The sequence below is a fragment of the Halobacteriovorax sp. HFRX-2_2 genome, from assembly GCF_043196705.1.
Lineage (GTDB): Bacteria > Bdellovibrionota > Bacteriovoracia > Bacteriovoracales > Bacteriovoracaceae > Halobacteriovorax_A.
Genome location: NZ_JBEBMT010000001.1, coordinates 761017 through 787539, shown reverse-complemented (window position 1 = coordinate 787539; position 26523 = coordinate 761017). Strand labels below are relative to the sequence as shown.

The window sequence follows — 26523 nt, the reverse complement described above, 5'->3', positions numbered from 1 at the left end:
AGCCGAGCGCCTTGCCCTAGAACTAAAGTTACAACAGCAACAGGAAACAAAAAGAAAACAAGAGGAAGCTAAGCAGAAGGAAATTGAGGCCGAACGTGCCAAAGCACTAGCTGAAGCGGAGGCCGAAAGGCTTCGAAATGAGCAAGAAATAGAAGAGGCCCTAGGCGCAATCTTTGTTCCAGATCCAAAAGATATGAACTTCTTTATCGAGGCCATGAATTTTGTCATTGATGGCGATGGTATCAAGAATTTCACAAATGAATATATTAATACCTTCTGCCATGGAACTGTCGTTGTCTATAATATTCAAAATGAATGCATCCTAGGTAATGAGGATGTGGATGATCGTTTTGATGCCATAAAGAATGTTTTAAAGGCCAAGAGAAAACCAAGTTGGAATGATACAACTTTTCAAAGCGAGCTTCTCTATTATCACATCCCTATTATAGAAAATGGAAAATATCATAACTTCCTCCTCTTTCTAACTTCAAAAGATGAAATTGCAAGATCTAGTGAGAATCCAAAAAGAGTCGAATTATGCCTCCAGGTCTTAAAAGGGAGCTACCTAAGTGGAGAGGATCGTGCCTTAACAAAAGTAGCATCAAAAAAGAGTGGTTCTATTTCTGAATCAGTTAATGGACTCTTTAAAGGAATCTTTGGAGGTAAGAAATGAGAGCGTACTTCTTTATTAAATTAAGCTCCCTTAAGGATATTAAGACTTTTGCTTTCTCACTCTATGTCTATAACTTAAAAGATAAGACCTATAACCTATCTCTTAAGGCCAATACGCCTTTAACAAAAGATAGCTATGAGCTACTTCGCTATATTGAAGAGAGTAAAAAAGGCAAGATCGCTGTCAAACTATCACAAAGGATGACCTACCTCGCAACAGTGGGCGAACTTGAAGAGATTGAACCTAAGGTTATTGAGGAAACGAAACAAAAAATTGAAATACTTAAAGAGTACGAAAATATCATCGAAGAACACAGAATTAGTGAGCATATCGCACTACCTCCTCTTCGTAGTATGGTTTCAAAGGCAATTGATAAGGATGACTTTCTTCCAATAATCTTAAGGGCACAAAAAGAAATCATGCTTTTTTCAATCGATATTAGTCATACTGTATCCCTTGCACGTCACTTTGCAGGTGTTCATCTTAATAAAGATAATCTGACCAATCGTATTGTTGCCCTAAGCTACTTCTTTGCTAAAAAACTAATGATCGACAAGACTAATGACTTGGCAGATTTAGTTTGTGCTTCATTCTTAGCAAATATTGGCCTGACTCAAATTTCTCCTAATATCACTCACGGCAATCACACCGAAATTACGCCAGACCAAAGAGAACAATATTACAAGCACGTTAAATTCAGTCGTATGTTCATTGATCAGAGTGGAATTAAACTTAGTGACACATGTAAAAAGCTCATCGATAGTCATCACGAAAAATATGATGGCTCAGGTATGCCAGACCAAATATCACAAGCAGGTCTAAACCTTAGTAGCGAGATCCTAGAGTTTATCTCCCATATAATGGAATATAGCTACGGATTAATTACTGGAGAAAAAACATCACTAAGTAGTGTTGTCTATATGATTGATGCGGGGGCCGGCGTAAATGGCCTAAATGTTAACTATAGTGGACGAATTAGGCCTCATGTTACGAGTGTCTTAAATCTCTAGCTAAACGTTCCATATGGAAGAGTATTACGTCCCATCCAAGTATGAAGGTTTGCCTGAATCTTTACATCCTCATCACTCTTGCTATCCATCACCTCAATCTTTGCAAAAGTTAACTGAGTTGTTCCAGTCCCTTTCCCAAAATCAAGATTATACATGCGAGTCCATGTTCCCGTATTGATAAATGTTTTACCGTTAGAATATGTACGGCAAATCGGCTCATGAGTGTGACCTACAATGAGAACGTCTGTATCCTCGGCCTGTTGAAGATAGTCAAAAGTTAGAGATTCATAATCTTGAAATAGCGTAAGCTCTTTAAAGAAAAGCTTAAGCCAATCACCAAAGTTATCACTTATTTTAAAGAGAAAAATTGAACGTACCATAATGAAATAGATTACGTTTGCCAGCATAAATCTAAGCGTAAAGAATGTGTCGTAAATTAGCCCATTGATAAGAAATTTATTAATTGGCCTTACTGCATTAACGTGGTCACGTTCTTCCTTAAATTTATTGATAACTCTTGTGACATAGTATGATCCCCAAGGAGGATTGAAGTATCTCTTCCCCGACTCATCTTCAATAATACAATGTTCTTCATCAAAGGTGTGAGCTATCTCGTATTCATGTCCATGCTTTAACACCACTCGATCGGCCGGGCGATACTCGTCATTTAGGTGACGAATTTCAAAGCGTGAGCGAACACTCTCATCAAAACATTCTAGGACTAAATCCTGTAGTGATTTAAAGACTAGCTCAGCATCGTGATTTCCAATGATAAATGTTATTTTCTTATTCTTTGCTTTAAGAAAATCATTAAGGCCCTGCATAACTTCTTTGTGAGCTTCAAGTATCATCTTTAGCTTCTTTAAAGAAGATTCTTCTGACCAAAACTCATCATCATAAACTTTTATATAAGGTACGGCCAAGAGATCAAAGAAGTCACCGTTAATAATTAACTCGACTTCCTTATTGGCATATTCCTCTTTACTAAAGTATTCAAGAAAGTCCACGAGCTCTTCATCATAATGAAAGTCCTCTAGATAATTTCTTACACCATCAACATACTCTCCTGCTCCTAAATGAACATCAGAAATAACAATAATGGTTTTCTTTGAATTATTTTTGCGAAGGAATCTCATACGCCGACTTACCTATATTCAAGACTACTTTTTGAAAAGCAGGGTCTAGTGGAACGAAGAAAAATTTCTTCTTAGTATTAAAATCAAATTCAACACTAACTTCCATATCAGACTTAACTGTAATAAATTTTAAATTCTTATCATACTCATCAATAAACTTCCCACGGATAGGAGTGAGAGTTTTATTCTGAACAATAACCGCGACCCTACCATTCCTCGTCTTGGCAGGAGAGATGACTTTGTAATAACTAGGCATGGCCGTCACAATAAATGCTTCGGCCCTCTCCATTCTCTGTTGAGCATAGACATCATTAGATAATAAGAAGCTAAACATAAGGGAGAAAAAGAGGCAGGTTAATTGTTTATTATTCATATTTATATTGTAACTATTTAATATTTTATCGATTATAGCTGGCAAAGCTTACCTAGTAACGGCCTAATGTACTCTGAAACTGATGTCACGAAAGTTTCGATCCGATGAAGAATGTATGATAAACGCAATAAAGAAAACATTTACAAAGAATACTGAAGAACAAAACCTACCATTAGTGGACTTTTCTGATCCAGCACACCATTGGATTGTTTCAAACCCACATATTTTCAGATTCTTTCAAGATATACTTGGCCAACTTGATGATGAGGAATGTGAAAGCTTAGCATCTTATGGACAACTCGTTTTCTTAGAAAGCCAAGGAATGTACTCAAGTGTTATCCCATCACATGGTGATAAAACATTTGTTCTTATTTACCCTCAATTACTCAAAATGATTCGTTCCGCAGATAATGAGATGGCCCAAGCTGTCATCTTCCACGAGTTAGGACACCTCTACTATCGTCACTTTACGATGAGGTCACAGCTAAGTGAGATGACAAAACAAATTGAAGCAGATGAATTTTCTATTCGTCATGGCCATGCCCTGGGACTTTTTAATTTCTTAAAGAGCATGCCGATCACGACTGAGGTTAGCCAAAGACTAGAAATGATTCGTTTAAGAACTTAATTTCATCTCGAATCTTAGCAGCATCTTCAAAACGTAGATCTTTAGAAGCTTCTTTCATTTCAAGCTTAAGCTCAGCAATACGCTTTTTAATCTCATCAGGAGACATCGTGACTTCTTTTGGAGCACTCTTTTTCCCCTTCTTCTTATTTCCACGAAGAGTTTCAATAACTCCACCAGATACTTCTTTTAGAATTGTCTGTGGTGTAATTCCATTGGCCTCGTTATACTCCATCTGAATCGCTCGACGTCTCTTTGTCTCGCCAATTGCACGCTCCATCGACTTCGTCGTCTGGTAAGCATACATCAGAACCTTACCATCACTATTTCGAGCAGCTCGTCCGATTGTTTGAACAAGTGATCTTTCCGACCTTAAGAACCCTTCCTTATCTGCATCTAAAATAGCAACAAGTGAAACCTCTGGTATATCAAGCCCTTCCCTTAATAAGTTAATTCCCACAAGAACATCAAACTCACCAAGCCTAAGATCGCGAATAATCTCAACTCGTTCAATCGTATCAATATCACTATGGAGGTACTTAACCTTAATCCCACTACCGTGATAAAAATTAGTTAACTCTTCGGCCAACTTCTTTGTTAGTGTCGTAATTAGAACTCTTTGACCTTTTTCAATAATCTTCTTAACTTCAACTAAAAGGTCATCAACCTGATTAGTTGCATCCCTTACTTCAATGATGGGATCAAGAAGACCAGTTGGCCTAATAATCTGCTCAACAAACTCTCCATGTGTTCTCTCCAACTCATAATTTCCCGGAGTCGCAGACACATAAAGAATATCGTCTAGTTTAGTTTTAAACTCTTCAAAGTTAAGAGGACGGTTATCAAGAGCAGAAGGAAGTCTAAATCCATAATCAACAAGATTCATCTTTCTTGCTCTATCTCCCCTATACATTCCACCAACCTGAGGCACAGTGATATGGGACTCATCGATGATCATCAGAAAGTCTTTTCTAAAGAAATCAATAAGAGTCGGAGGAGGATCCCCAGGCTCACTTCCAGTCATGTGACGAGAGTAGTTTTCGATCCCTGAGCAAAAGCCCATCTCCTCTAACATCTCAATATCCAGAAGAGTTCTCTGCTCAAGTCTTTGCTTCTCAACTAATTTATTCTTCTTCTCTAAATCCTGTAGTGTTTCTCGAAGCTCTACTTTAATTGTTTTTAAAGCATGCTCCATTCGCTCTTCACCAACGACATAGTGAGACTTTGGATAGATTGTCACTTTTTGAAGTGCTTGAATCTTAGTTCCCCTTAAAGGGTCAACAATTGTAATACTTTCGATTTCATCATCAAAGAATTCGATTCGTACAACATTTGAATCCTCGTGGGCCGGAAAAACTTCAACGATATCACCACGTACACGAAAACAACCACGAACAAAGTCGATATCATTTCTTTCGTACTGGATGGCCACAAGTGACTTTAAGAATTCATCACGATCTCTCTCATCACCGACAAAGAGAGTCTCCCTCATATTTGCATACTCATCAGGAGAACCAATCCCATAAATACAACTCACAGATGAAATGATGATGACATCATCTCTCTCTAATAGTGAACGAGTTGCAGAGTGGCGAAGCTTATCAATCTCATCGTTTACTGATGAGTCTTTTTCAATATATGTATCACTACCAGGAACATAGGCTTCTGGTTGATAGTAGTCATAGTAAGAAACAAAGTATTCAACAGCATTATCGGGAAAGAACTCACGAAACTCAGCATAGAGCTGTGCTGCGAGTGTTTTATTATGAGCAAGAATAAGAGTTTTCTTTCCAAGCTTTTGAATAACATTGGCCATGGTAAATGTTTTTCCAGAACCTGTTACTCCAAGTAATGTTTGCTCTTTAGTCCCACTAGATAACTTTTCAACAATTGTTTTAATCGCCTCAGGCTGATCTCCACAAGGCTTAAACTTTGATTTTAAATTAAATACATTTTCACTCATGTGCCTATTTTATCTCATTATCTTAGTTTAAAACAGTGAAATTGAGGTATCATTAATATAACCAAGTTAGATTTTGTAAACTCGATAGAAAGTTTATATGATAGTCAAAATACGAATTGTTATTAGGATTTAAAATGAGTGTAGGTGAAACACCTAAAGGTGAGAAAAGAAAGACCGCGATCATTGAAACAGCAATTGATCAGATGGCGCAGAAAGGTATTGATGGTGCATCCTTTCAAAAAATTGCAAATACTCTTGGAGTTAGTCAGTCTGCAGTTTTTCACTACTTTAAAAATAAGTCTCAACTCTTTCTTGGGGTTCTTGAGTATATCGTTACAAAGAATCACGCTAGAGTCATTAACACAATTTGCGAAGAAGATACTTCTCTAACAAAATTAAAAAAACATTGTCTCGCTAATTTCCAATGGCTCATTGACCGTCCTAACGAGGCAAAAACTATTCTCTATCTATACTATCGGGCCTCAATTGATCAAAAGGTCTCACAAACTGCAGCTAACCTCATTCACACCGGTAGAAAGAGAATTATCGAGCTCGTTCGTAGTGCTCAAGAGGATGGAGAGCTCGTAAAAGACCTAAACCCAGAGCTTGCTGGTCAGGCCATTCATGAGTTTCTAACAGGTGCCATCATCCAGATATTAAGCCTTTACAATGTAATTGATCCAGAAGAAGAGGTAAAGGCCTATACAAAAAGGCTTGATACGATCATTAACCGACTAAATAGCTAAAGAATGATCCTCGAAATTCCGAATAGATATTGGTGAAGGTTTTAATATCTTGTGTATTTTCCATTCTAGTTATTCTTAGTTTTTTTCTGAGTAAGGATGAAGTTGCACGTCGTTCAATCGCAAGTGTTAATAGGCCTAATTCCTGTCTTGAGGCCATCTCTGAATTTGTTAATTTTGGAACAGATCCTAAGTATGACACAAAGACTGCACAAATCATGAGATATCTGAAAGATAAGTATAAGGGCATTAACCTTTCTTATATTCATCGTTCAGGACTAGATCGTAAGATAGAAGATGGCCATTTAGTTTTTACTACTTTAAGAGGTAATAGAAAAATTCCTCTTAATCAGCAGCATCTTATTAAGGCCGATAAAATAAAGGCCACAACTCCCCTTTCACAGCTAAGCGATTATCATCAAAAGCAATATGAGAATAATATTTCCAAACTTTATAAGTATCAAAATGATATCAGCACGATTATTTATGAAGCTCATAAGAAAGATGAAAAAGAAGTAACCGATTATCTTCTTGGTGAATATCAACGAATCAATACTCTTATCAAATTTTACCGCGGAGAATTGGACTACGTCCCATATGCACAGCTTGGAGATAACTCTTATAAGTTACACGAACCAGTTCATATAGACTCTCACGGCAGAACAAGAACTCTTGTCCATTTTGATAACTCGACCTCAACGAGCAACTCAATCTTTGATATTTCTGCAAATGAAAGTGAAGAGATAAGTTACCAAACGATGTTTGCAAACTTTTTAAATAGTTTAAACTACAATCAAAACTTCTTCACTGCTCAAAGAGGTGTAAAGAAAGTCCAAAGCTTTACCTATATGAATGATAATGAAGTGAAGGCATCCTTTCATATGATTGATGCAATAAGAGATTATGAATCACGCCCTGAGCTAGTTAATACCGTTAGAGACTTTCTCTTTAATGAGTATAAGAATCGCTTAAATATTGAAGACCAAGACTTAGATAAGCTAAAAGAAATTACGGAGCAATTAGAGGGCCGAACAATCGTTCTTGCGGCAGCTCGAAACTCCAATATGAAATACTCATTTAAAGGATATGATGACTCTGGTATTCGCTACCTTTCTAGACAAAAGGATGAAATTGATATTTCGGGAACCATTTCAATTACTCTTTCAAAAGAAGTTGATCAAAAACTTCCTCTTGAGATCTTTACAGGCCATGAAGTAGAAAGACGAAGGGGTGAAATAATCGCAGAGATTGGACGTTTTGCTGTTGATGGTAATGATTCCATTTTCAATGCGAATGACCTCATAGCAGCAGTTACCTTTGCGGCACAAAAAGTAGAAGGCCTTGATCGCATTGTCATTGAAGCGGATAAAATAAGGGCCCGATCATTTAAGCGCTGGGGCTTTAAACCAATTCATGAAAGAATCAATTACGAAGGCAACACAGAGTACATCATGGAAGTTACACCAAAAGAACTTCTAGAGAGCGTTGAAAAAAGGTATTTTGAAAGTCTGTAATTTGATGGTATCGATACAAAAAAATAAAGCGTTTGTAAGTTACCCCACAAACGCTTATTTCACACACACAACACAAGAGAATAAGTTCAAAAGAACCTTGAACTTATAAAGCTATTAATTAAAACAGCTCTCAATTTGATTTTTTACTTCAGTTTTCTCTGCCCCGTTCTTGATTGAAATCTCTTGAACAATTAAGTCTCTACACTGCTCAAGCATTTTCTTTTCACCAAACGAAAGATTCTTCTTATTCTTTAATAAGAAAAGTGATCTAAGGACATCAGCAATCTCTAAAAGTGAACCAGTCTTCACCTTTTCCATATAGTCTCTATAGCGACGGTTCCAAGTTGAATTATCAACTGTTACATCGTGATCGTTAAGAAGTTCATATACTTCACTGATCTCATTCTCGTCGACGAGTACTCTAATTCCGTCTTTGGAATTCGTAGGAACCATAACAGTCATTCCATTTGCTACAACTTTGATGATGTAGAATGAAAGGTTATGTCCTCCCACCTCGCGATCTTCGATGTCCACAATTTGTCCCACACCGTGGCCAGGGCAAACTGCGTAATCTCCAATGTTAAACATTTCTACCTCCATGGGTATTTTCTCTCCCATTGAATATACTACGACGCAGCATCAGTCTCAATGAGCCTTGTAAGATTTACATATGATCTTTGATTTTTAGACAGTTCGTTGTAGAGAGCAGGCCCTATGATTTCAATGACTTATGTTTAGAAGAATAACGGTAGAGAGGTAGCATTATTTCAAATGTCGTATTCTTCTCTTCATTAAGGTACTTGATATGGCCATTCATGGACTCAATAATCTGGGTACTAAGGGCCAAACCAATCCCCATACCGGCTTCAGGCTTGGTTGTATACATATAAGCAAAGAGCTTCTTTTGATCCTTAAGCTCAATCCCTTTTCCTGTATCAACAATATGAATGATCAGCTGATTCTCACTATTAGATTTATAGCGAATGGTAATTCGTCCCTTCTCCATCTCTTCAATTGCGTCAACAGAATTGGAAACAAAATTTGTTAGCACCTGAAGAATTTGAACTTCCTTTCCCCAAATCTGGCAACCATCGCAGTCACCTTCGATATTTAAAGCAATATTATTTGCGCTACATTTATGAATTACCAGCTCTTGTAGTTGATCAAAAAGTCGATCTACATCAATGGCACTATTATTGAGATGATTTGAATTTTTAGAAAGAAGTTTGATCCCTTTAATAATTTGATCAATACGCTGGGCCTGATTCTTAATCATATTAAAGCGCTTCTTCTCTTCCTCATCGACCGTGTTCTTCTCTAATCTCTTCACACTCCACAGAAGCACAGTAAGCGGATTATTTATTTCATGTGCAACATTGGCCGCAAATTCACCAAGGTTTGCCAGACGATAATTATTAACGAGCTCAACATTCTTTTCTTCAAGCCTTTCATCACTTCGAATCTTAAGCACAAGAATAACGAGGAAACCGATAAGGCAGATCGTTAGCCCTGAAAAAGAAGCAACGTAGACAGCACGCTTAAAATCAAAAGAGCTAGTGATATCACCGTAAACATAAGCAGAGATCTGCCAGAACTCACTTTCAAGCTCTAGGTTTAGATCACTTAAGCGCTCTAAGATAACAATCGACTTAGCAATTTCCTTAAAGTCACTCTCCTGAAATTCATACCCATCTGTACTTTCGGCCCTGGTGAGAACTCCTTCAATGATTCCTCGAGCAGACGTGAGTATCTTATTTGCGACTTTTAAGTAGTCTTGAAACGACTTCGTCTCAAACTCATCTAAGATGAAGGCCTCACTCTTAAGAGCACTAATTTGCCCAAAGCTAGCATCAATTCTTAAATAGGCATCTTCTAGGTTCTCAATTGTTGGTGTATCTTTGAATTTAATGAGTTTTTTATGAGTATCGTGAATGGCATAGGCCACATGAAAATAAAGCCTAGCAACAACTCTTGAGTTAAAGAGTCTGTGTTCTTCCTTGTCAAAGATTCTAAGACCTGCTCCAAATCCAGCTGAAAGCATAAGGACAAGGATAATTAGAAAGCTATAGAATAAGTGCTTATTAGAAAGCTTACTAGTAGACGAATTCGATCTCATTTATCATCCAAATCCAGTCAGCTCCCTCTTCAGTAATTTTATCTTTAGCAATGACCCCTAAGCCTTTTCTTATAATTCGCATAGGGCCTAGCTCTGAATTCTGAAGCCACTTCCCATCTTGCTTATACATAATATAAGTCGTTTTCGAACGCTCGACGTTCCTTTGTATATGTACCTTATAAAGGTTAATCGCCTTAAGCTTCACAGAGGTAGCACTAGGAGCAAAGTAGACAAAGAGACTTTCTAGAGAAAGTGCCGTGACCTTAATTTTCTTATGCTGTTGATATGGGTCGAAAAAATCAAATTCGACACTTGGAATTTTTGTGAAGTAGTCGACTTTTACAACCTTATCTTCCTTATGAAGTTTTTGATTGAATATCTTAATTCTCTGCCTAGGTACTTTATTAGCAAAAGCACTTAGACTAAAAAGTGTGGCGATTAATATCAACGTTCTCATAAATAATTTTTATCACGATTAACACAATATGACCAAGTATAAAAAAGGCCCTGTCAAAAACAGGGCCTTCTCTTATTATGCTTTTAAATTAAAAGATAATTAGAAACGTGGGCAAATTTCATCTTTTTCGAAGAAATAAGCAAGTTCTCTTTCCGCAGAAGCTAGAGAGTCAGAACCGTGAACAGCGTTTTCACCGATTGACTTAGCATATAGCTTTCTTAGAGTGTTTTCAGCAGCTTCAGCTGGGTTAGTTGCACCCATGATTTCTCTGTTTCTTTCAACTGCGTTTTCACCTTCTAGACACATAAGTACTACTGGTGCAGAAGTCATGAAAGCAACAAGCTCACCAAAGAATGGTCTGTCTTTGTGCTCGATATAGAAACCTTCAGCTTTCTCTTTAGAAAGGTGAGTAAGTTTAAGTGCAGCGATTCTTAGACCTTCTTCTTCGAATCTCTTAATGATGTTACCGATGTTGTTATCAAGTAGTGCGTTTGGCTTAACGATACTAAAAGTTCTTTCCATTTTAATCTCCTTAAAATTATCTTGTGGAAAATTTCCAAAATTCTTTAATTAAAGGTTCTTTAAAACCTTCTCCATTGTCTCACCAAGCTCAGCTGGAGAACGTGATACAGTTACACCACATTCTTCAAGAATTCTAAACTTAGCTTCTGCAGTATCATCTCCACCAGAGATAATTGCACCAGCGTGCCCCATTCTCTTACCTGGAGGCGCTGAAGCACCTGCGATGAAAGAAACAACTGGCTTACTCATGTTCTTTTGAATCCAACGACCTGCATCTGTTTCAGCAGAACCACCGATTTCACCGATCATGATAACTGCATCTGTATCTGGATCTTTTTCGAAAAGTTCTAGTACGTCGATGAAGTTAGTTCCGTTAACCGGGTCACCACCGATACCAACACAAGTTGATTGTCCGATATCTCTTTGAGTTAATTGGTAAACAGCTTCGTAAGTAAGAGTTCCTGAACGAGAGATAACACCAACACGACCTGGCATGTGGATGTGACCTGGCATAATTCCGATCTTACACTCACCTGGAGTGATAACACCTGGACAGTTAGGACCAATTAGTCTTGACTTTGAACCTTTAAGAGCTGCTTTTACCTTAACCATATCAAGGATAGGAATCCCTTCAGTAATAGCAATGATAAGTGGCATTTCTGCATCGATTGCTTCAAGGATTGAGTCAGCTGCGAACGGAGGTGGAACCATAATCATGGCCGCATTTGCTTCCGTCTTATTCATAGCTTCTTTAATTGTATTGAAAACAGGGAAACCTTCGTGAACTGTTCCACCTTTACCTGGAGTTACACCACCAACAAAGTTAGTACCGTAGTCTCTTGATTGTAGTGAGTGGAAAGTACCTTGCTTACCTGTAAAACCAACAGTAATTAGTTTTGTATCACGATTAATAAGAATGGCCATTACGCCTCCCCTTTTGCTGCTTCAACTGCTTTCTTAGCAGCGTCAGCTAGATCTTCAGCAGCGATAATTGCAAGATCTGATTCATTTAATATTTTCTTACCTAGAGCAACGTTTGTTCCTTCTAGACGTACTACTAATGGAACTGTTAGTTCTAGTTCTTTCGCAGCAGCAACAACACCTTCAGCAATGATGTCACATTTCATGATCCCACCAAAGATATTAACTAGAATTGCTTTTACGTTCTCATCTTGAAGAATAAGAGAGAATGCTTTTTGAACAGTTTCTTTAGTTGCTGAACCACCAACGTCAAGGAAGTTAGCTGGCTCACCACCGTGAAGCTTAATGATGTCCATTGTACCCATTGCAAGACCTGCACCGTTTACAAGACAACCAATATTTCCATCAAGCTCAATATATGCAGCACCAAATTCACTTGCCGCAAGTTCTTTTTCACTTTCTTCAGTTGGATCTCTTAGTTCTTGAACTTCAGGATGTCTGAAAAGAGCGTTTGAATCAAAGTTTAACTTTGCATCAAGTGCTAAGATATCACCTTGCTTAGTTTTTACTAATGGGTTGATCTCTGCAATTGAACAATCGTACTTCATGTATAGATCATATAGACCTTTAAAGAAGATTGAAGCTTCTTTCACTTCTTCTTTTGTCTTAAGACCAATTCCGTATGCAAGCTTTCTTGCAACAAATGGAGTAAATCCAGCTGCAGGATCGATTGCTACTTTAATAATTTTCTCTGGAGTTTTGTGAGCAACTTCTTCAATTTCAACTCCACCTTCTTCAGAGGCCATCATTGTAACTTTACCAGTTGCACGGTCTAGAACAACACCAGCATAGTACTCGTGCTCGATGTCACAACCTTCTTCGATGAAAAGAGTGTGAACTTTCTTTCCTTCTGGACCAGTTTGGTGAGTAACAAGAGTCTTACCTAGAATATCGTCAGCGTGTAAGCGAACTTCTTCGATTGACTTTGCAAGCTTAACACCACCTGCTTTACCACGCCCACCTGCGTGAATTTGAGCTTTAACAACCCAAATATTTCCACCTAATTTTTCTGCCGCAGCAACTGCTTCATCAACAGTCTTTGCAACTTCACCTCTAAGAACCTTCAGGCCCATATCTCTCATTAGACCCTTGGCCTGGTACTCATGTACGTTCATTAAAACTCCTAAGTTTTTAGTCTATGAAATATTCATGATTTTACTGGCTTATAATAGAGGGCAAGACCATATCTTTCTAGGTGAGTCGTGTCATTTTCCCCAAGTTTTTTTGTGCATTAAATGATTAAGATTTAGAACATAAGAGTTATCCACAATATAACGCTCACAGTCTTGAAGCTATTTCCAAACTTTCGCACAATTATGGCATGGAAAACATACTGATTAGCCCTGGTAAATTTAGATTAGACGGTGGTGCCATGTTTGGCATTATACCAAAACCATTATGGAACAAGGTTCATCCTGCTGATGATTATAACCGCATTGACCTTGATCTCAGACTTTGGATTATTAAAGACCAAGATCGCATCATTATAACTGATACTGGAATTGGTGATTATCACGGTGAAAAGTTTGATCAACAATTTGATGTTCGCCAAGAACACTCGCCTCTCGTTAAGGCCCTTGCAGATAAGGGAATTGATTGTGCTGATGTGACAGACCTTGTGATCTCTCACCTTCACTTCGACCACGTTGGTGGAATGGTATATAAGGATGAGAATGGTGAATTTGCACCAGTCTTTCCAAATGCCACAATTCATCTTCATAAAGACCACTGGGAGTATGCACTTAATCCAACAATAAGAGATGGTGGCTCATTCCATACGCAATATTTTAAAGAAACAATTGAGAAATTTGATAAGGCCGGACGTGTTCATTGGATAACAGGTAAAGAAGGTGAAATTTTAAAATTAAGTGATGATAGCCTGCGCTTTAAATGCTCTTATGGCCACACCCCTCACCTTATTCATCCTTATACTAATGAATATATTTACTTGGCCGACCTTATCCCAACGTCTAATCATGTCCACGTCCCGTGGGTTATGGGCTACGACATTGCTCCAGGGCAGACAACAATGGATAAGATTGAGTTCTTAAAGATGATTGTGGAGAAAGATCTTCGCGTAATCTTTGAACATGACCCAAAATATGCCAGTGCAAAGATTACGCAAAATGAGCGCGGTAAGTATATTCCAGTTGAACTAGAGTAAACTTAAAGCAACTCTTTGATTTGTTTTTGAACTTCGTTCTTTGAGGCCTGAAAGTTCACGCGATCCTTATCCATGAATCTTCTTAGATAAAGACGCTTCTTCTTATTAAGCATGCCATAACGAGAAAGTTTTTCAGTTAGCTTCACACTCCAAGCACTAATATCTTTACCAAGTGAATGAATCTCATTTTCAAGCTTTCTTTCTTCATTAGATAACTTTGTATTATTGAGGTCATAATTTGATAAAACGATGCTCTGTAAGAGAGGTGCTATATTCTTAGCGTAGCGCTGTTTAAATTCCTTATGAGCAAGCCAGCCACTTTGTTGACTTAGAGAGAGTCGATAGTGAATCGACATTGAAGAAATAATGGCCTCTAAAGTTCTAAGCTTTTCATTAATAGCGGCAATATTCTTTTTAGAAGCTACTGTTTTCTTCTTTTCAACTTTTGTAATCTTCTCAATATATTTTTCGCGAGTTTCAGGAACAAGAAAGACTTTCTTTTCTAAGACTTCACGATTTGAGCCACTACCAAATTTACTTTTAATATTATCTAATAAACCTAAGTAATCATAAATGAATGTGACTGCGTATGCGCCAGGAATAAAGTTTTGACCTTCTTCTAGTGTTAGGTCCTTGAACTCAATAATTCCACCCTCACCGATATTATGGGCCTTAACAAGAACATCACCACGGTGAAACTCATCAGGCTTTCGATGGAGGATTAACTCTACACTCACTCTTTTTTGGAAAGGAAGCTTGATATAGAGAGTAGACATATCCTTATTTACAATTAAGTGAACATCATTAGGGCCAACAGGCTTTTTAAAATCATTTAAAGCGCTAATTGAAATATTTTTTAACTCGACTTCTTTTACCTTAGGGCCTGCGGCCATATAAAAGCTCACAACCACAACAACAGCAATAATAAAGCTTGCCACGACAGTTGAGTAAATCGGGAATTTACTAGGCATCTGTGCCTCTAATTCGACTTCAGTATCCTTGAAATCAAATGAAGAAGTAGATCCTAGGGCGTCTTGGTCATATTCCTGATCGAGTTCTTCACTTAACTCTTCTTCTAAAAGTGGCGGAATATCGTCATCATTAAAATCATCATAGTCATCAAAGGACTTTGCTTCGTGAATAGGAATTTCAGGAAGATCGTGATCATCATCTAATACCTTAGATTCATAATATGATTGGGCCTCGTTGCGGGCAACTTGTATGACAGCAAATACGGGCTTCCAATTCTTGGCCCCTTTGCGCCAACAAAGTTGATAGGATTTAATTAGACCTTTATCATAAAAGTCGATAATATCTTGAGCGTTGAATGGTCCCTTGTTTTTACCGGACTGATTAATATACCAATTTTTTTGCATAGTTATACTTTAAAGGAAGTTACATGGGCTGGAAAGAAATAGATGACAATCTTAACAAAAGAAAATCACAATCTATTGCTACTCGCTTCAAATTTGATGATTTTAAGACACAACAAGCGCTTCTTTTAAGTGAGAATGATCTTGGAGTCGTTAGAAATGGTGGACGTCGTGGCGCCTCCCATGGACCGAAAGTCATTCTTTCACAGCTTAAAAAATTTGCCGATCATAATAATTTGCAAGAACTTGGTATCATCAGCGTCGCAAACCAAGGACAATTAGACTTTGATAAAATGCAGTCACAGTCGATTGAGACGATAAAGAATGTTACGGCCAAGAAAATTGTTCACCTAGGCGGTGGCCATGACCATGTCTATCCTCTGGCCATGGGAATTGAACTTAAGAATCCACTTCTCATTAATATTGATGCTCATCTCGATACAAGAAGTGATGATGTCTATCACTCAGGGACACCCTTTCGCCAAGTGGCCAATCAAAAAGAAGTAAAGATTCTTCAAATTGGAATTCACCAATATGCCAACGTTCCTCAAAACTACGAGGGAATGAAGATGGATATTATCGATACAAAGAAACTAAAAGAGCTATCACATACTTTTAGTGATATTAGTTTTATGGATGAGATCTATAAAGATCACGATGGAGATATCCTCTTTAGTATTGATGCTGATGCTATTGCAGCAGCAGATATGCAAGCAGTAAGCGCAGTAAACCACGACGGTATTCCGCTTGAGTTTTTAAGAAAGCTAGTTTCTCAATACAAAGAGAATACTGTTAATAAAAAACAAATTTTAGGAATTTACGAATACAATCCGTTATTTGATGAGCTATCGGCAAAGGACGCACGCGCCCTCGCCTCACTCATTTATGATTTTTTAATTTGATCTTAATTCGATTGTTTTATTCAAGTCAGTTTGCTCATCAGTGATTTTAATAAGCTTGTCTGAGATATCCCATTTTGGGTTATCGACCTTCTTAGAGCCCTCTTGTGCTTTATATGCCCAAGGATAATCACCAATAAATTGATTTTTCTTTTTATCAAAGATTACAGCATAGTAAATATCGATTAACTGAAACGTTCCTGCTGAACCTGAATAATAAATGATAAGTTCATAATTCTCACCTACTGACTTTGTTTCAGTGACCTTACTCTTACCTGTACGCTTTGTGATCTTGGCCTTAAGTGTTTTAGAGTCCTTCTTCTTTAACCAAAAATCACCTTTGATATTAACAATTGACCAGTCACTCACACCTGCGAATGCAATTGCTTGAAATAAAAATGTCGAAATTAATAATAGCTTTTTCATTATGACCTAAATGGCTTTCTTACCGTCCAATGCCAATCGTCGCCATCAACGATCTTTCCATCAGTATCAATCGGTTTATAAAAAATATGGCGTTGTCTTTTCCAACTCTTTGCAATCTTCTTGCGATCACTTGCATTGTTTTCATTATACATCGGGTTTGGTTGTCTTAGAAGATCTCCATCAACCTTAACATTTAACTCCCAATTATCTTGGTTTGCTCTAAAGTTGGCCCCCCAAGCATCATTTGTCGGAAGCATCCAGTTAGCATGGTAATGATAAACATGATCAACATCTGGCTTAGGCTTAAAGTCGGCCGTTCCAAACTTCATATAAGCATCAATGGCCGTATCAAACTCCTGATTACGTCCTGGAAGCATCATCTGTCTCCAGTTATCTTCATTATGATTGTACATTGAGAATTGCCAAGGATCTAAAGCAATATCGAGAGCTCTTGTATCACCTTTCTTTCCAGCTCGCGTCGCATCTTCATTCGAATTACGAACACGATTGTCGATAACCTTCATGATCATCATCATCTCTTCAGGATGTCTTTCACCACCATTAATATCACGAACAAGAATCCCCGCTTCACCTTGAGCAGTAAAAACCATTGCTGCAAAATGCTGCTCTTCTGGCCTTAGGTATCGATAAAGATTCTTAAAGATTTGCCCACGATTCGTAAGAGTTCCTTGGCGAGTAATAGAGTTTTGAATACTCTTCATACACTGAGCAAGCTTCGACTTTGACTCACTATCTTGTGCTGATAATGACCCACGATTTTCTAGAACTTCACAACCTGCTTTCCACTTTTGATTATTCGTAATGATATTTTCAGGCTCTTCAAAGATCTCATCAACATAAACAGGGCGTGGCTTAGGTCTAAGACTTGTTGATACAGTATTATCACCACAAGGCTCAACAGGAGGATTTCCAACCTCTCCAATAGTACGATTTAGACGAATATAATTATAGGCCGTTGCCATATCAAGGGCCTCTTTAAGGTATCTCTTTGTTACGTGATAAGTTTTTTCGTGTTCAATTCCATCAACTTCGATCTTAATTTTATAGGCCCAATTATTTTGACCAACAATGCGAACCTTAATGCTCTTATCGCCACCTCTTTTTGGGGCATCAATACGGTGAGAGTAACCAGTTTCGGTATCTAGAACATCAAATGAACGAACAACATCAAATTGAACATCTGTGATTTCCTCATAATTAGGATCTGCTGTACCTGCATATGTACCTGAAATTGCTAGGATACTTAAAAATAATACCAACTTCTTCATCAACTTCCCCATAAGTTTAACGCGACAATACTTATTGTAACACGTTGCGGGAATATTGGTGAAATATGGGCGAAATCTGCTTGTTTATACAAATTTCGCTACCAATTATTTAAGGCATTATTTTATCGAGGTCTTTTTCGTCAGTTAACCCATACTTTAAGAAGTAGACTAAATCGCTTTTTTGAGAATTATTAAGGCGAATAAGGTGATCTTTTAAGATTGTATCTGCGGCATTTTTCTTCTTAAAGTTCATATAGTTATTAGTTTCAACAAATAACTTACGTCCAAAATTCTTCAAGAATGTATTCTCCACCCAAGAACTATCATAAGTATCAATAGACTTTATTCCATTATTATAGTGATCCACTACCTCTTCTAATGTCCCGTAGGCACCAGCGTGAAAGTACGGACCAGTGAGGGCAATATTTCTTAGAGGCGGAACTCTGAACTGATAACGATCAAAGTCACGTTTTGTTACATTGAATCGACCTTCATCATTCTTTCTAGGGTCATTCTTACCTGGACCAATCTGAGGAGAGGCAACAGAGAAGAACCCGCGACCACCTAGGAGATCACCAGAATGACATGAGAAACAACTACCATTTTCAAAAAAGATCACAGCTCCACGCTTTGCCTTTTGGTTAAGGGCCATACGCTCACCTCTAAGGTACTTATCCCAACCAGTGTTATATGCGGCAAACTCATGCGTTTCAAAATGGGCAATGGCCTGTCCGAAGTGACCAATATTAAGCTCGGCCTTTGGAGTTTTTGGGAATGCTTCTTTAAAAAGCTTTTGATACTTTGGCATGGCCAATAGTCTCTTCATGACGATCTTCCAAACAGCTTCTTCATTTACAGCGTTGGCAATGTCATTGCTTCCCTTAACTCCTCTCATTTCTTCATGTGAAGTAATGGGAAAAAGAGCTTGGGCAGCAAGGGCACTTCCTAAGTTTTCTGTAATATCCCAACGTTCAGGGTAATCACCATTTAGGGCCTTAACAGGTGTCGTATAAACATCCCAGTCCTTACGGTAGTGAACTCTCCCATCCCAAAAAAGAAATTCGATATTCTTATCCCCTAGGTTATAAAGAGGCTGAGAGTTTCTTGGGATCGCATGGCCGTTAGCAATTAAGCGCTCACCTGCTTGCCACTTTCCACCTTCACCAATTCCAACAGGAAGCTTATCACCACTTCCAAATTCAGGCCTATGACAATCAGCACAGCTGATATTGCGATTACCAGAAATTTCTTTCTCATTAAAGAGTTCTTGTCCCAATTTGAAAATTTGAGGATTCCTCCCCTTAGGTTTTTCAACGGCCTTTAATCTAAAGTCACTAATATAGCGTTTTAGCTTGATATCAAGTTGATCGGCCTGGGCCGCAAAAGCACCCAGAACGATTGTGAGGATAAATAATGTTTTCATTTTGTGTGTGTCCCAAAAAATTAATTTTCAAAATATTAGGAAAGAGTGTTTGATACGTCAAACTTTTAACTTCCTAAATCTTACACGACTTAAACTTATCCTTAAAAAGAAGAATTAAATCGTGTGGCATAAGTCCAAAAGATAAAAGAGTATCATTAAAGCACTTAAGCTTAATTCTTCCGTAATCCTTTTCAATTGAAGCCTTAAGTCCCCTAATTTTTTTTAATCCGTGGTAGTAAGCCGTTGCTTGCCCCGGAGATCTATATGCATAACGCTGAAACTCAAGCATTGACATCTCTTTTGAAACACCAAGCTTATTGTGAAAAACCTCAACGACATCTTCAGCGCTCGCCATTCCAAGCTGCACACTTGGATCAAGAAAGTAGCGAGCAATACGCCAAAGTCTCATTTCAAGGCCTGCAAACTTCTCTTCTAAAGTTAGATAATCATAAACAAGATCTTCCGCATATAATGCCCATCCCTCTACATTCACAGAATTCATTGCATAACGTGCGCGAATTAAGGAAGTCTTCTCTTCAAGCATACGACTAAATTGTAGATCATGCCCTGGTCTCCCCTCATGCGCAGTTAGAATAGTTGCAGCACTTTCATAAGAGAAGTCATCAAAAGGAAGGCTTCCTGTTGAAGACGTCGGTACAACAAACTCAGGCTTAATACTTCCGTCGTTTCCAATTAGTGGTGGAGGATTTAAGTGAGGAACAGGTTGCGCTCTCGATTCAGCATCCCCGGCCATTCGAATCACTAACTTCTGCTTAGGTAGTGAAACAAGATCATTTTCTGCAATTATTTTTTCCAACTTATCTGCAGCTCTTTCATAAAGCCTCTGAACATCATCAAGCTTTGTTACCTGCTTCTTCTTTAGAAATGTAATAACCGAAAGAGGATCTTCTTTTTTAAGATTATTTTTCTTTGCAATTTGAGATGCTAATTTCTGGTATTCTTTATAAAGCTCATCAAAGTCTTTCTTTCCAATTTTAATTAATTCATCCGCACTAATATCAACACCAGCATCACCTAAGGCAATTTGATATAGCTCTTTTGGTAAATTTGGATTTTGTCGTGCATGTGGAAGAATTTCGCTTCTTATGAATGCATCATACTCAAGAACTTGTTTTTGAAATAATTCATATTCCTTCTGCCAATCAGTACGGCCACTTGATTCAAGCAGTTGCTTTACTCCTGCAACGTAGGCCGGAGAATTTTCGAGGTTCTTTGTAACTTCCCCTATGAATGGATAAATCTTATCTTTATAAAGAGCAAGGTATCGCTTCTCTTCACTAAGCATTCCCATTACATAAGACTTCTTACCTTTTTCAGACATATAGTATTTAAAGCGATCAACCCCTGCTTCCTTTCGATGCTTTGGAGATTGAGGATTAATTAGGCCAAAAAGTGATTGATAGATTGATTCAGAAACATTAGAAGCACCGATAACACCAAGACGTCTTGAAGTATCAACTCGATTCTTCATTCTCTTGATAACACTTAGAAGAATCTCATAATCTACCTTAAGGTTACCTAACTCAGTTTTCTCTTCTAGTTTCTCAAGCTTTTCAATCCACTGAATGAATAACTTATCATAAGCTTCATCCAGCTCCATTCGGGGGTTTGTCCCTAACTTATCATATTGTTCATAACCAAATGATGAGCCTATTTCAGGATTTAAATCAGAAAGCGCAAATGTAAACTCTTCGGCCAGTTTATCTGACGTTACTCCCCAGTCTTCTTCCTTTTGAGAAAAGCACGAAGTAATAATTAATAAAGATAGAAAGATTAAGTAGTTAAACTTTTGCATTATGATCCTTAGGAAAATATTTAGATTAGAAAAGTTTAATTGCTAGATACTGGAGTGTCTAGCTTCGGTATTGGGTTTGTTGGTTTACAGGAATTGCTAACTTCACTTCGTGAAGTGTTGCGATTGGGTGGTATTTCAATGAATAGTTGATTTGATTTGCTAAGACCGTACCCGAAGGCTCCCTTCGTGGTCGCCTCTGGGTTGTATTGCATCATTTGCTCCTGCAAATGCTGCAAACAAAAAAAGCCGGATCAGAGATCCGGCTTCTTAAAGAGAGACATTTTGACGGAGTGAAAAAATCCTTTCTTCTGCTCCAACACACACACGTTTATATATAAGCAAGGCCCGTGCCAACTTTTACAAGTCATTGACGCGTCGAAAAGGCTCTGATTTTATATAAAGTTAAGAAATGACGGTGTCACATTTATGACTGACACATATTGTCTTTGTGTTATTAAATTGACTTCACTGACTTTAGAAAGCGAGAAAGTTTCATCATGCCAATGTCACAAGCTTCCGTTTCATCCTCTGCGTTAAAAACTTGATCTACATGTTTGAAAATCTTTTTTGTTTCTTTATAGACGATTGCAATATCTGCATTGAATCCTCGTGATGTTTTATTAACTTCAATCTGGCCAATGAGATTGTCATTATTTTGTAAAGTTACATAAAAATCTTTCGGATAATCGTTTTGTTTCATATACTTGATTTATCTAATTCAAAGGAGAAAGACAATGAAATTTATTATTGCTGGGCTCCTCTTTTCTAGTATGACATTTGCAAATTGTTACGAAGTAAGTAATGCGAATACGAAGATAAAGTGGGAAGCCTACAAGACTGCTAAGAAAGTCGGTGTAAAAGGTGAATTTAAGAAATTCGACATTAAGGCAACTAAAAAACAAGGTAAGATCGAAGAGCTTATTCGTGGTGCACGTTTCACTATCGACGTAAACTCTGTACACACAAAAGATAAATCTCGTGATGCTAAGATTGAAAAATTCTTCTTTCAAGACATGAAGATTTCAGGTGTTGTAAATAAAGTAGATAGCAACTACCTATATGTTGATATGACTTTAGCAGGAAAGACTGTGAAGGTTCCAATGAAGTATGACATTGAAGATGGTGAACTAGAAGCAGAAGGAACAATTGATGTTCTTGACTTTGCTCTAGGGAAAAATCTTTCGGCCATTAATAAGGCATGTCTAGCTCTACACGAAGGCAAAACTTGGAACGTTGTTCAGGTTGAAATCGAATCTAAGTTCTCAAAGTGTAAATAATATACCCGATTGTGGGCAATGAACGTGAACCCTCACTAACTTTGCCCGCATCTTTTTGTGATTAATTCAATTAACTATCATACTCCCTCTAAGTTCAGGGTCGAACCCTATTTAAGTAAGCTTGGAGGCATATTTGAAAAAGATAGCAACACTATTACTTTCACTAGTAATAAACCTTACCTATGCACAGGTAAATGAAATTTCAATTGAAGAAGCTTCTTTTCTTGATTCCCTGTCAAAGAATTTTAAATTTCTTTATTTAAATTCAACTTATACAGAGATGAATGCAAAGAATAGAGATGGCTTCACAATGGATCACCTTTTCTACTTTCGTTACAACTTAACAAAGAATCAAAATATTCGTTGGGTTCCTGTATACACTCAATCAATTGGGCAAGAAGGAAAGAAAACTCTTCAAGGTGAGTACGCTTACTCTTCATTAAGGTGGTATGTAAACAACATCCTTACAGAAGATAAGCATGGTATTAACTTAAACTTTCAAAATAGAAATTATATTTTTGATGGCGAGGATCGCAACGGTGGTTACGACTCTTATCACAGAGCCTACTTCCTATCATCAAAAACAGTTGCGGACGGAAAACTAACTCTAGAAGCAAATACTTACTTGCAGGTTTATAACAAGAACGGAAGGAATCCTAATGCAAACACATGGCGTACAATGTTTGGAACTTTTGCTTTTTACAACTTTAATGACAACTGGTCTCTTGGCTTTGGTGGCGAGTGGTATACTGACCACAGAGACGGTGAAAGAAAATCAGGAGACGATCGATTCGTAGCTTGGCTTCCTTATTTAAGATATGCCAAAGGTGATGGCTTTGTTGAACTTTATGCAACATATACAGCTGCCCAATCAGGAGATAATGACCACGCTCTTATCATTGATGACTTTCATAAAAATGGAACATTAACTCTCGATATCGGTTATTACTTCTTCTAAATCTTAACAGAATCTCAACTTTGCAAGTGGGGAGGATCTTGTTATTTTCTTTGAGAACACAAGAACAATATCCTCTCCACTTAATTACATATGCATAGAGTAATCAGGTTTAGAGAACACACTCGCGGCAAGACCCCTGAAACTTGCCGCGATTCCATTTCAACTTTTCTCTTTTCATTCGGTCAATTAATTGTTACTACAAATAAAATTTAGATATATCTGTAGGGGGATATAAGGTTTACTTCACTAGAGCGTTCGCTTTTGGTGTGCCGTTATATACTTAATCCAACTACATATTAAATTACATATTCTTTTTAGAGCTCAGGTACGCGAGCCTGAGTTCTATTTCTCTAAGTATCTGGCGTGGCACTTGTGTCACGTCTTTTCTTCAAGACAGTATTCAAATCTTAACAGAAACCAAACTTTTCTTTTGAGTCTTTGGTTGGTACTTAACCAGCATAAACAAACTTGGAGATTATTATGAAACTTGTTATCGCATTATTTGTTACACTTTCAGCTTTCGCTAACACTTACCAACTTTCAAACACAGTTGCTTCTGAAGCTAGCTATGACTACAAAGCTCTTGAAACAATCACTCTTACAGATGTTGAGCACCTAAACTCTGACATCTTCGCAAGAACTGTAACTTTTAGAGCAGTATTTAACGGTGAACTAAAGTCTTTCACAGGAAAGATCGTCGAGCGTGAAGTAGTTGGTTCAGATTACCTATATAAAGTTCAAGGATCTCTAGACAGAGACGTTGTTGCTAACGGTTACCGTTGTGACGAATTCGAAGCATTCAACTATGTTTTCGATGCGCAGCTTGAAGTTAACTTTGAAGCAAAGTACAGAGAAGTAAAAATCACAAAAGTTTCATTACTTAGAGAGTATAGCTACGACATCTGTCACGACAGAAAAGAGTCAACAATTACTCCATACATCCTAAAATAATTCAATACTTCTAAGCGACACTTCGGTGTCGCTTTTTTTTTGCGATGGACGAAGTCCCAGCAGCGACGAGCGCAGCTCAAGCAAAGGCGATGGGCGCAGCCCGAGCCACCGGCGAAGCCGTAAAAACAATTTCATTTTTTTGCAACAACCTCGGAAAACCTTCTATCGCTATCTAAAACTTCCTTCCACAATACACTATTATTTAAATATTCTAATATTCCTCTTTTAGAGAGCTTCAAGGACTCCTTTAATGCATTTAGGCTCTTTTCGACCTCTGAGTTCTTAAATAAGACAAATGACTCATTCAATAAACAAACTGCTCTATGACTCTTCTCATGAACATAAAACTTTGACGCCTCTATATACCTCTTAGACTCTTCGTATTTCCCATCGATAGCCAAAGTGACAGCATAATTAGACAATGCCAAAGCACCTCCGTCGCCACTTAGAATAGAATCCTTAAGTAAAACTTGGGCTTCATCAAAAACCCCCTTATGTAACAACACAAAACCAGTATTGTTTCTACAATTTGAAGGTTTGTTATAGACTTTTCTAAAGTATAAAAAGTAAAACAATAGAGGCAACATAAGTAGCGGAGTAAAATCACCAAGGAAGTTATTTAAAATGGAGTTACTATCACTTACTAATTTATATACCATCCCTCTTTTCCCAATCACAGAGTCTGATCTTAATGAGAATTCTGGGCTCTCTTTCTTATTAAGTAGATATGTAATAGTTATTCTTTCTTCTGGTAAAAGCTTATTTACACTTATCTCTAATAGCTTCTTATCTTGACTCAACACACTGTTTACAGTAGCACCTTTATCATTATGAACTTTATAGTCATCTATTTCAGCAGAAGAAATCTTCAATCTTGCCTTAATATTTTCTGATTTTATATTTCCAATATTGGCGAACTTTACAATGCCAATAGATAACCTCTCGTTTCCTCCCTCAAAAGATACCTGATCTTCTAAGTTATAAGTAAGAACTTCTTTACTCTCCTTAATATCAAGTCGTGTATATTCATAAGTAATCAAACCACCAATAACGGTAACACCCAAGGTAATTAGTGCCCCAAGCAGAATCTCTCTCCAATTCATCACTCCCCCAATTCTAAATACATGAATGAAGTCCTTATCGGAATCTAAACGATATCTCCTTACAATAATTTAAAATTAATTTAGAAAAGACAAAGCCTCATTGTAGAAAAAGACAATGAAAAATTATGAGAGTTACTAACTCGTTAAAGCTTGCTGTGGATGCTGATGCAAGACGAGGGAAGGTGTGGTCTGCCACACCGGTCCGCTCTCGGCTCCAGCCTTCGTGGACATACCGTCCATCGTGGACATAACCGAAGTCAAGCGCAGCAGACGTCTTGCTCAATTCGACAACTTTCCCATTGCTCCTGAGACAACAAAGCCGACATAAACGTCGGCTTGTTGAAATAGATTACTAGCTAAAGACTGGGGAGCTAGCGCCGCAAACAATAGCCCGCCTTTGGGCGGCCAATTTTGCGGAGCGCTTAAAAGAAGCCACCGCCCCAAGGGCCGCCCTTCTTGCGAGGCTTTTTCTTTTTCCCACCAAGCCCAGGAAGATTCGGCATTCCACCTCCCCCCATTCCTGGCATACCAGGCATCCCCGGCATTCCTCCACCTTTCATCATTTGAGAAAGTCCACCCATCATCTGCTCCATCTGCTTAAACTTAGCAATGAAGTCACGAACCTGAGCCTCAGTATTACCTGAACCTTTTGCAATTCGTTTAATGTGAGAGTCTTTCATGATCTTATAATTGTCGCGCTCTTTCTTTGTCATCGAGTTGATGATAACGCG

General features: G+C 37.8%; 26 protein-coding genes and 1 pseudogene. 10 read left to right on the top strand and 17 right to left on the bottom strand.

The features are described from left to right. The coding region (locus ABMA79_RS03805; RefSeq protein ID WP_393090412.1) for a hypothetical protein at positions 1–673 on the top strand (673 nt) is incomplete at its 5' end. Continuing rightward, a complete protein-coding gene (locus tag ABMA79_RS03800) occupies positions 670–1683 on the top strand; it encodes an HD domain-containing phosphohydrolase (RefSeq protein WP_393090410.1) in 1014 nt (337 codons plus the stop codon). The genes ABMA79_RS03805 and ABMA79_RS03800, both read left to right, overlap by 4 nt. Here the strand turns inward: ABMA79_RS03800 and ABMA79_RS03795 are convergent. Together ABMA79_RS03795 and ABMA79_RS03790 are read right to left on the bottom strand one after the other, a co-directional pair. Next, positions 1680–2819 carry a metallophosphoesterase gene (locus ABMA79_RS03795; RefSeq protein ID WP_392856186.1) on the bottom strand — a complete coding sequence of 380 codons (1140 nt, stop codon included), beginning with the start codon at positions 2817–2819 and terminating at the stop codon, positions 1680–1682. The genes ABMA79_RS03800 and ABMA79_RS03795 overlap by 4 nt on opposite strands. Continuing rightward, positions 2797–3192, bottom strand: a complete 396-nt coding sequence (locus ABMA79_RS03790; RefSeq protein WP_392856188.1) for a hypothetical protein — start codon at positions 3190–3192, stop codon at positions 2797–2799. Before ABMA79_RS03790 ends, ABMA79_RS03795 begins: the two co-directional genes overlap by 23 nt. Before the next feature lie 115 nt (positions 3193–3307). Here ABMA79_RS03790 and ABMA79_RS03785 point away from each other — a divergent pair, with 115 nt between their 5' ends. Then, positions 3308–3820 (top strand): M48 family metalloprotease, encoded by a 513-nt coding sequence (locus ABMA79_RS03785; protein WP_392856190.1) that lies wholly within the window; start codon positions 3308–3310, stop codon positions 3818–3820. Here the strand turns inward: ABMA79_RS03785 and uvrB are convergent. Then, positions 3783–5780, bottom strand: coding sequence for an excinuclease ABC subunit UvrB (gene uvrB / locus ABMA79_RS03780; RefSeq protein ID WP_392856192.1), 1998 nt, complete (start codon positions 5778–5780; stop codon positions 3783–3785). The genes ABMA79_RS03785 and uvrB overlap by 38 nt on opposite strands. A gap of 134 nt (positions 5781–5914) precedes the next feature. Here uvrB and ABMA79_RS03775 point away from each other — a divergent pair, with 134 nt between their 5' ends. Then, on the top strand, positions 5915–6526 hold the full coding sequence (locus ABMA79_RS03775; protein WP_393056108.1) for a TetR/AcrR family transcriptional regulator: 612 nt from the start codon (positions 5915–5917) through the stop codon (positions 6524–6526). A 32-nt stretch (positions 6527–6558) separates the two neighbouring features. Next, positions 6559–8037, top strand: coding sequence for a hypothetical protein (locus tag ABMA79_RS03770; protein ID WP_393090407.1), 1479 nt, complete (start codon positions 6559–6561; stop codon positions 8035–8037). Positions 8038–8151: 114 nt separating this feature from the next. On the opposite strand, the gene ABMA79_RS03765 is transcribed toward ABMA79_RS03770, so the two are convergent. From ABMA79_RS03765 to sucC, 6 genes are all read right to left on the bottom strand, one after another. Continuing rightward, on the bottom strand, positions 8152–8625 hold the full coding sequence (locus tag ABMA79_RS03765) for a CarD family transcriptional regulator (protein ID WP_392856197.1): 474 nt from the start codon (positions 8623–8625) through the stop codon (positions 8152–8154). Positions 8626–8749: 124 nt separating this feature from the next. Continuing rightward, positions 8750–10153 carry a sensor histidine kinase gene (locus tag ABMA79_RS03760; RefSeq protein WP_392856200.1) on the bottom strand — a complete coding sequence of 468 codons (1404 nt, stop codon included), beginning with the start codon at positions 10151–10153 and terminating at the stop codon, positions 8750–8752. Continuing rightward, positions 10131–10610, bottom strand: coding sequence for a hypothetical protein (locus ABMA79_RS03755; RefSeq protein WP_392856202.1), 480 nt, complete (start codon positions 10608–10610; stop codon positions 10131–10133). Before ABMA79_RS03755 ends, ABMA79_RS03760 begins: the two co-directional genes overlap by 23 nt. Before the next feature lie 99 nt (positions 10611–10709). Then, positions 10710–11138 (bottom strand): nucleoside-diphosphate kinase, encoded by a 429-nt coding sequence (gene ndk / locus ABMA79_RS03750; RefSeq protein ID WP_103216869.1) that lies wholly within the window; start codon positions 11136–11138, stop codon positions 10710–10712. 42 nt (positions 11139–11180) lie between these two features. Further along, on the bottom strand, positions 11181–12056 hold the full coding sequence (sucD, locus tag ABMA79_RS03745; protein ID WP_021266725.1) for a succinate--CoA ligase subunit alpha: 876 nt from the start codon (positions 12054–12056) through the stop codon (positions 11181–11183). Beyond that, positions 12056–13228 (bottom strand): ADP-forming succinate--CoA ligase subunit beta, encoded by a 1173-nt coding sequence (sucC, locus tag ABMA79_RS03740; RefSeq protein ID WP_392856207.1) that lies wholly within the window; start codon positions 13226–13228, stop codon positions 12056–12058. The genes sucD and sucC overlap by 1 nt, the downstream gene beginning before the upstream one ends. A 206-nt stretch (positions 13229–13434) precedes the next feature. On the opposite strand from sucC, the gene ABMA79_RS03735 reads away from it, so the two are divergent. Beyond that, positions 13435–14277: an MBL fold metallo-hydrolase gene (locus ABMA79_RS03735; protein ID WP_393090404.1), complete on the top strand. Its 843-nt coding sequence runs from the start codon at positions 13435–13437 to the stop codon at positions 14275–14277. 2 nt (positions 14278–14279) lie between these two features. On the opposite strand, the gene ABMA79_RS03730 is transcribed toward ABMA79_RS03735, so the two are convergent. Next, positions 14280–15653: a DUF4339 domain-containing protein gene (locus ABMA79_RS03730; RefSeq protein ID WP_393090401.1), complete on the bottom strand. Its 1374-nt coding sequence runs from the start codon at positions 15651–15653 to the stop codon at positions 14280–14282. A 23-nt stretch (positions 15654–15676) separates the two neighbouring features. Here ABMA79_RS03730 and ABMA79_RS03725 point away from each other — a divergent pair, with 23 nt between their 5' ends. Then, entirely contained in the window at positions 15677–16552 is an 876-nt protein-coding gene (locus ABMA79_RS03725) for an arginase family protein (protein WP_393090399.1), read from the top strand. On the opposite strand, the gene ABMA79_RS03720 is transcribed toward ABMA79_RS03725, so the two are convergent. The 5 genes from ABMA79_RS03720 to ABMA79_RS03700 form a co-directional block, all read right to left on the bottom strand. Beyond that, positions 16544–16975, bottom strand: a complete 432-nt coding sequence (locus tag ABMA79_RS03720; protein ID WP_392856215.1) for a hypothetical protein — start codon at positions 16973–16975, stop codon at positions 16544–16546. The two genes, ABMA79_RS03725 and ABMA79_RS03720, sit on opposite strands and share 9 nt — an antisense overlap. Continuing rightward, a complete protein-coding gene (locus ABMA79_RS03715; RefSeq protein WP_393090398.1) occupies positions 16975–18264 on the bottom strand; it encodes a hypothetical protein in 1290 nt (429 codons plus the stop codon). The genes ABMA79_RS03720 and ABMA79_RS03715 overlap by 1 nt, the downstream gene beginning before the upstream one ends. Before the next feature lie 109 nt (positions 18265–18373). Further along, complete coding sequence (locus tag ABMA79_RS03710; protein WP_393090395.1) at positions 18374–19687, bottom strand: cytochrome-c peroxidase; 1314 nt, start codon at positions 19685–19687, stop codon at positions 18374–18376. 73 nt (positions 19688–19760) lie between these two features. Further along, positions 19761–21503 carry a DUF885 domain-containing protein gene (locus ABMA79_RS03705; RefSeq protein WP_393090392.1) on the bottom strand — a complete coding sequence of 581 codons (1743 nt, stop codon included), beginning with the start codon at positions 21501–21503 and terminating at the stop codon, positions 19761–19763. A 454-nt stretch (positions 21504–21957) separates the two neighbouring features. Then, positions 21958–22203, bottom strand: a complete 246-nt coding sequence (locus ABMA79_RS03700; protein WP_021266900.1) for a hypothetical protein — start codon at positions 22201–22203, stop codon at positions 21958–21960. 34 nt (positions 22204–22237) lie between these two features. On the opposite strand from ABMA79_RS03700, the gene ABMA79_RS03695 reads away from it, so the two are divergent. The 3 genes from ABMA79_RS03695 (at position 22238) to ABMA79_RS03685 (ending at position 24689) form a co-directional block, all read left to right on the top strand. Then, positions 22238–22780, top strand: coding sequence for a YceI family protein (locus ABMA79_RS03695; RefSeq protein WP_021267069.1), 543 nt, complete (start codon positions 22238–22240; stop codon positions 22778–22780). Between the two features lie 133 nt (positions 22781–22913). Next, positions 22914–23738, top strand: a complete 825-nt coding sequence (locus tag ABMA79_RS03690) for a hypothetical protein (RefSeq protein ID WP_393056125.1) — start codon at positions 22914–22916, stop codon at positions 23736–23738. 480 nt (positions 23739–24218) lie between these two features. Continuing rightward, positions 24219–24689, top strand: coding sequence for a hypothetical protein (locus ABMA79_RS03685; protein ID WP_392856224.1), 471 nt, complete (start codon positions 24219–24221; stop codon positions 24687–24689). A 131-nt stretch (positions 24690–24820) separates the two neighbouring features. On the opposite strand, the gene ABMA79_RS03680 is transcribed toward ABMA79_RS03685, so the two are convergent. Together ABMA79_RS03680 and ABMA79_RS03675 are read right to left on the bottom strand one after the other, a co-directional pair. Next, positions 24821–25792 carry a type IV pilus biogenesis/stability protein PilW gene (locus tag ABMA79_RS03680; protein WP_393090389.1) on the bottom strand — a complete coding sequence of 324 codons (972 nt, stop codon included), beginning with the start codon at positions 25790–25792 and terminating at the stop codon, positions 24821–24823. 422 nt (positions 25793–26214) lie between these two features. Further along, positions 26215–26523: pseudogene (locus tag ABMA79_RS03675) on the bottom strand (signal recognition particle protein); the annotation flags it as partial.

Bases quoted from the DNA above. Each gene is read 5' to 3' on its own strand.
- ABMA79_RS03800 (WP_393090410.1), top strand. From the start codon at position 670: ATGAGAGCGTACTTCTTTATTAAATTAAGCTCCCTTAAGGATATTAAG.
- ABMA79_RS03795 (WP_392856186.1), bottom strand. From the start codon at position 2,819: ATGAGATTCCTTCGCAAAAATAATTCAAAGAAAACCATTATTGTTATT.
- ABMA79_RS03790 (WP_392856188.1), bottom strand. From the start codon at position 3,192: ATGAATAATAAACAATTAACCTGCCTCTTTTTCTCCCTTATGTTTAGC.
- ABMA79_RS03785 (WP_392856190.1), top strand. From the start codon at position 3,308: ATGATAAACGCAATAAAGAAAACATTTACAAAGAATACTGAAGAACAA.
- uvrB (WP_392856192.1), bottom strand. From the start codon at position 5,780: ATGAGTGAAAATGTATTTAATTTAAAATCAAAGTTTAAGCCTTGTGGA.
- ABMA79_RS03775 (WP_393056108.1), top strand. From the start codon at position 5,915: ATGAGTGTAGGTGAAACACCTAAAGGTGAGAAAAGAAAGACCGCGATC.
- ABMA79_RS03765 (WP_392856197.1), bottom strand. From the start codon at position 8,625: ATGTTTAACATTGGAGATTACGCAGTTTGCCCTGGCCACGGTGTGGGA.
- ABMA79_RS03760 (WP_392856200.1), bottom strand. From the start codon at position 10,153: ATGAGATCGAATTCGTCTACTAGTAAGCTTTCTAATAAGCACTTATTC.
- ABMA79_RS03755 (WP_392856202.1), bottom strand. From the start codon at position 10,610: ATGAGAACGTTGATATTAATCGCCACACTTTTTAGTCTAAGTGCTTTT.
- sucD (WP_021266725.1), bottom strand. From the start codon at position 12,056: ATGGCCATTCTTATTAATCGTGATACAAAACTAATTACTGTTGGTTTT.
- sucC (WP_392856207.1), bottom strand. From the start codon at position 13,228: ATGAACGTACATGAGTACCAGGCCAAGGGTCTAATGAGAGATATGGGC.
- ABMA79_RS03735 (WP_393090404.1), top strand. From the start codon at position 13,435: ATGGAAAACATACTGATTAGCCCTGGTAAATTTAGATTAGACGGTGGT.
- ABMA79_RS03730 (WP_393090401.1), bottom strand. From the start codon at position 15,653: ATGCAAAAAAATTGGTATATTAATCAGTCCGGTAAAAACAAGGGACCA.
- ABMA79_RS03725 (WP_393090399.1), top strand. From the start codon at position 15,677: ATGGGCTGGAAAGAAATAGATGACAATCTTAACAAAAGAAAATCACAA.
- ABMA79_RS03720 (WP_392856215.1), bottom strand. From the start codon at position 16,975: ATGAAAAAGCTATTATTAATTTCGACATTTTTATTTCAAGCAATTGCA.
- ABMA79_RS03715 (WP_393090398.1), bottom strand. From the start codon at position 18,264: ATGAAGAAGTTGGTATTATTTTTAAGTATCCTAGCAATTTCAGGTACA.
- ABMA79_RS03710 (WP_393090395.1), bottom strand. From the start codon at position 19,687: ATGAAAACATTATTTATCCTCACAATCGTTCTGGGTGCTTTTGCGGCC.
- ABMA79_RS03705 (WP_393090392.1), bottom strand. From the start codon at position 21,503: ATGCAAAAGTTTAACTACTTAATCTTTCTATCTTTATTAATTATTACT.
- ABMA79_RS03700 (WP_021266900.1), bottom strand. From the start codon at position 22,203: ATGAAACAAAACGATTATCCGAAAGATTTTTATGTAACTTTACAAAAT.
- ABMA79_RS03695 (WP_021267069.1), top strand. From the start codon at position 22,238: ATGAAATTTATTATTGCTGGGCTCCTCTTTTCTAGTATGACATTTGCA.
- ABMA79_RS03685 (WP_392856224.1), top strand. From the start codon at position 24,219: ATGAAACTTGTTATCGCATTATTTGTTACACTTTCAGCTTTCGCTAAC.
- ABMA79_RS03680 (WP_393090389.1), bottom strand. From the start codon at position 25,792: ATGAATTGGAGAGAGATTCTGCTTGGGGCACTAATTACCTTGGGTGTT.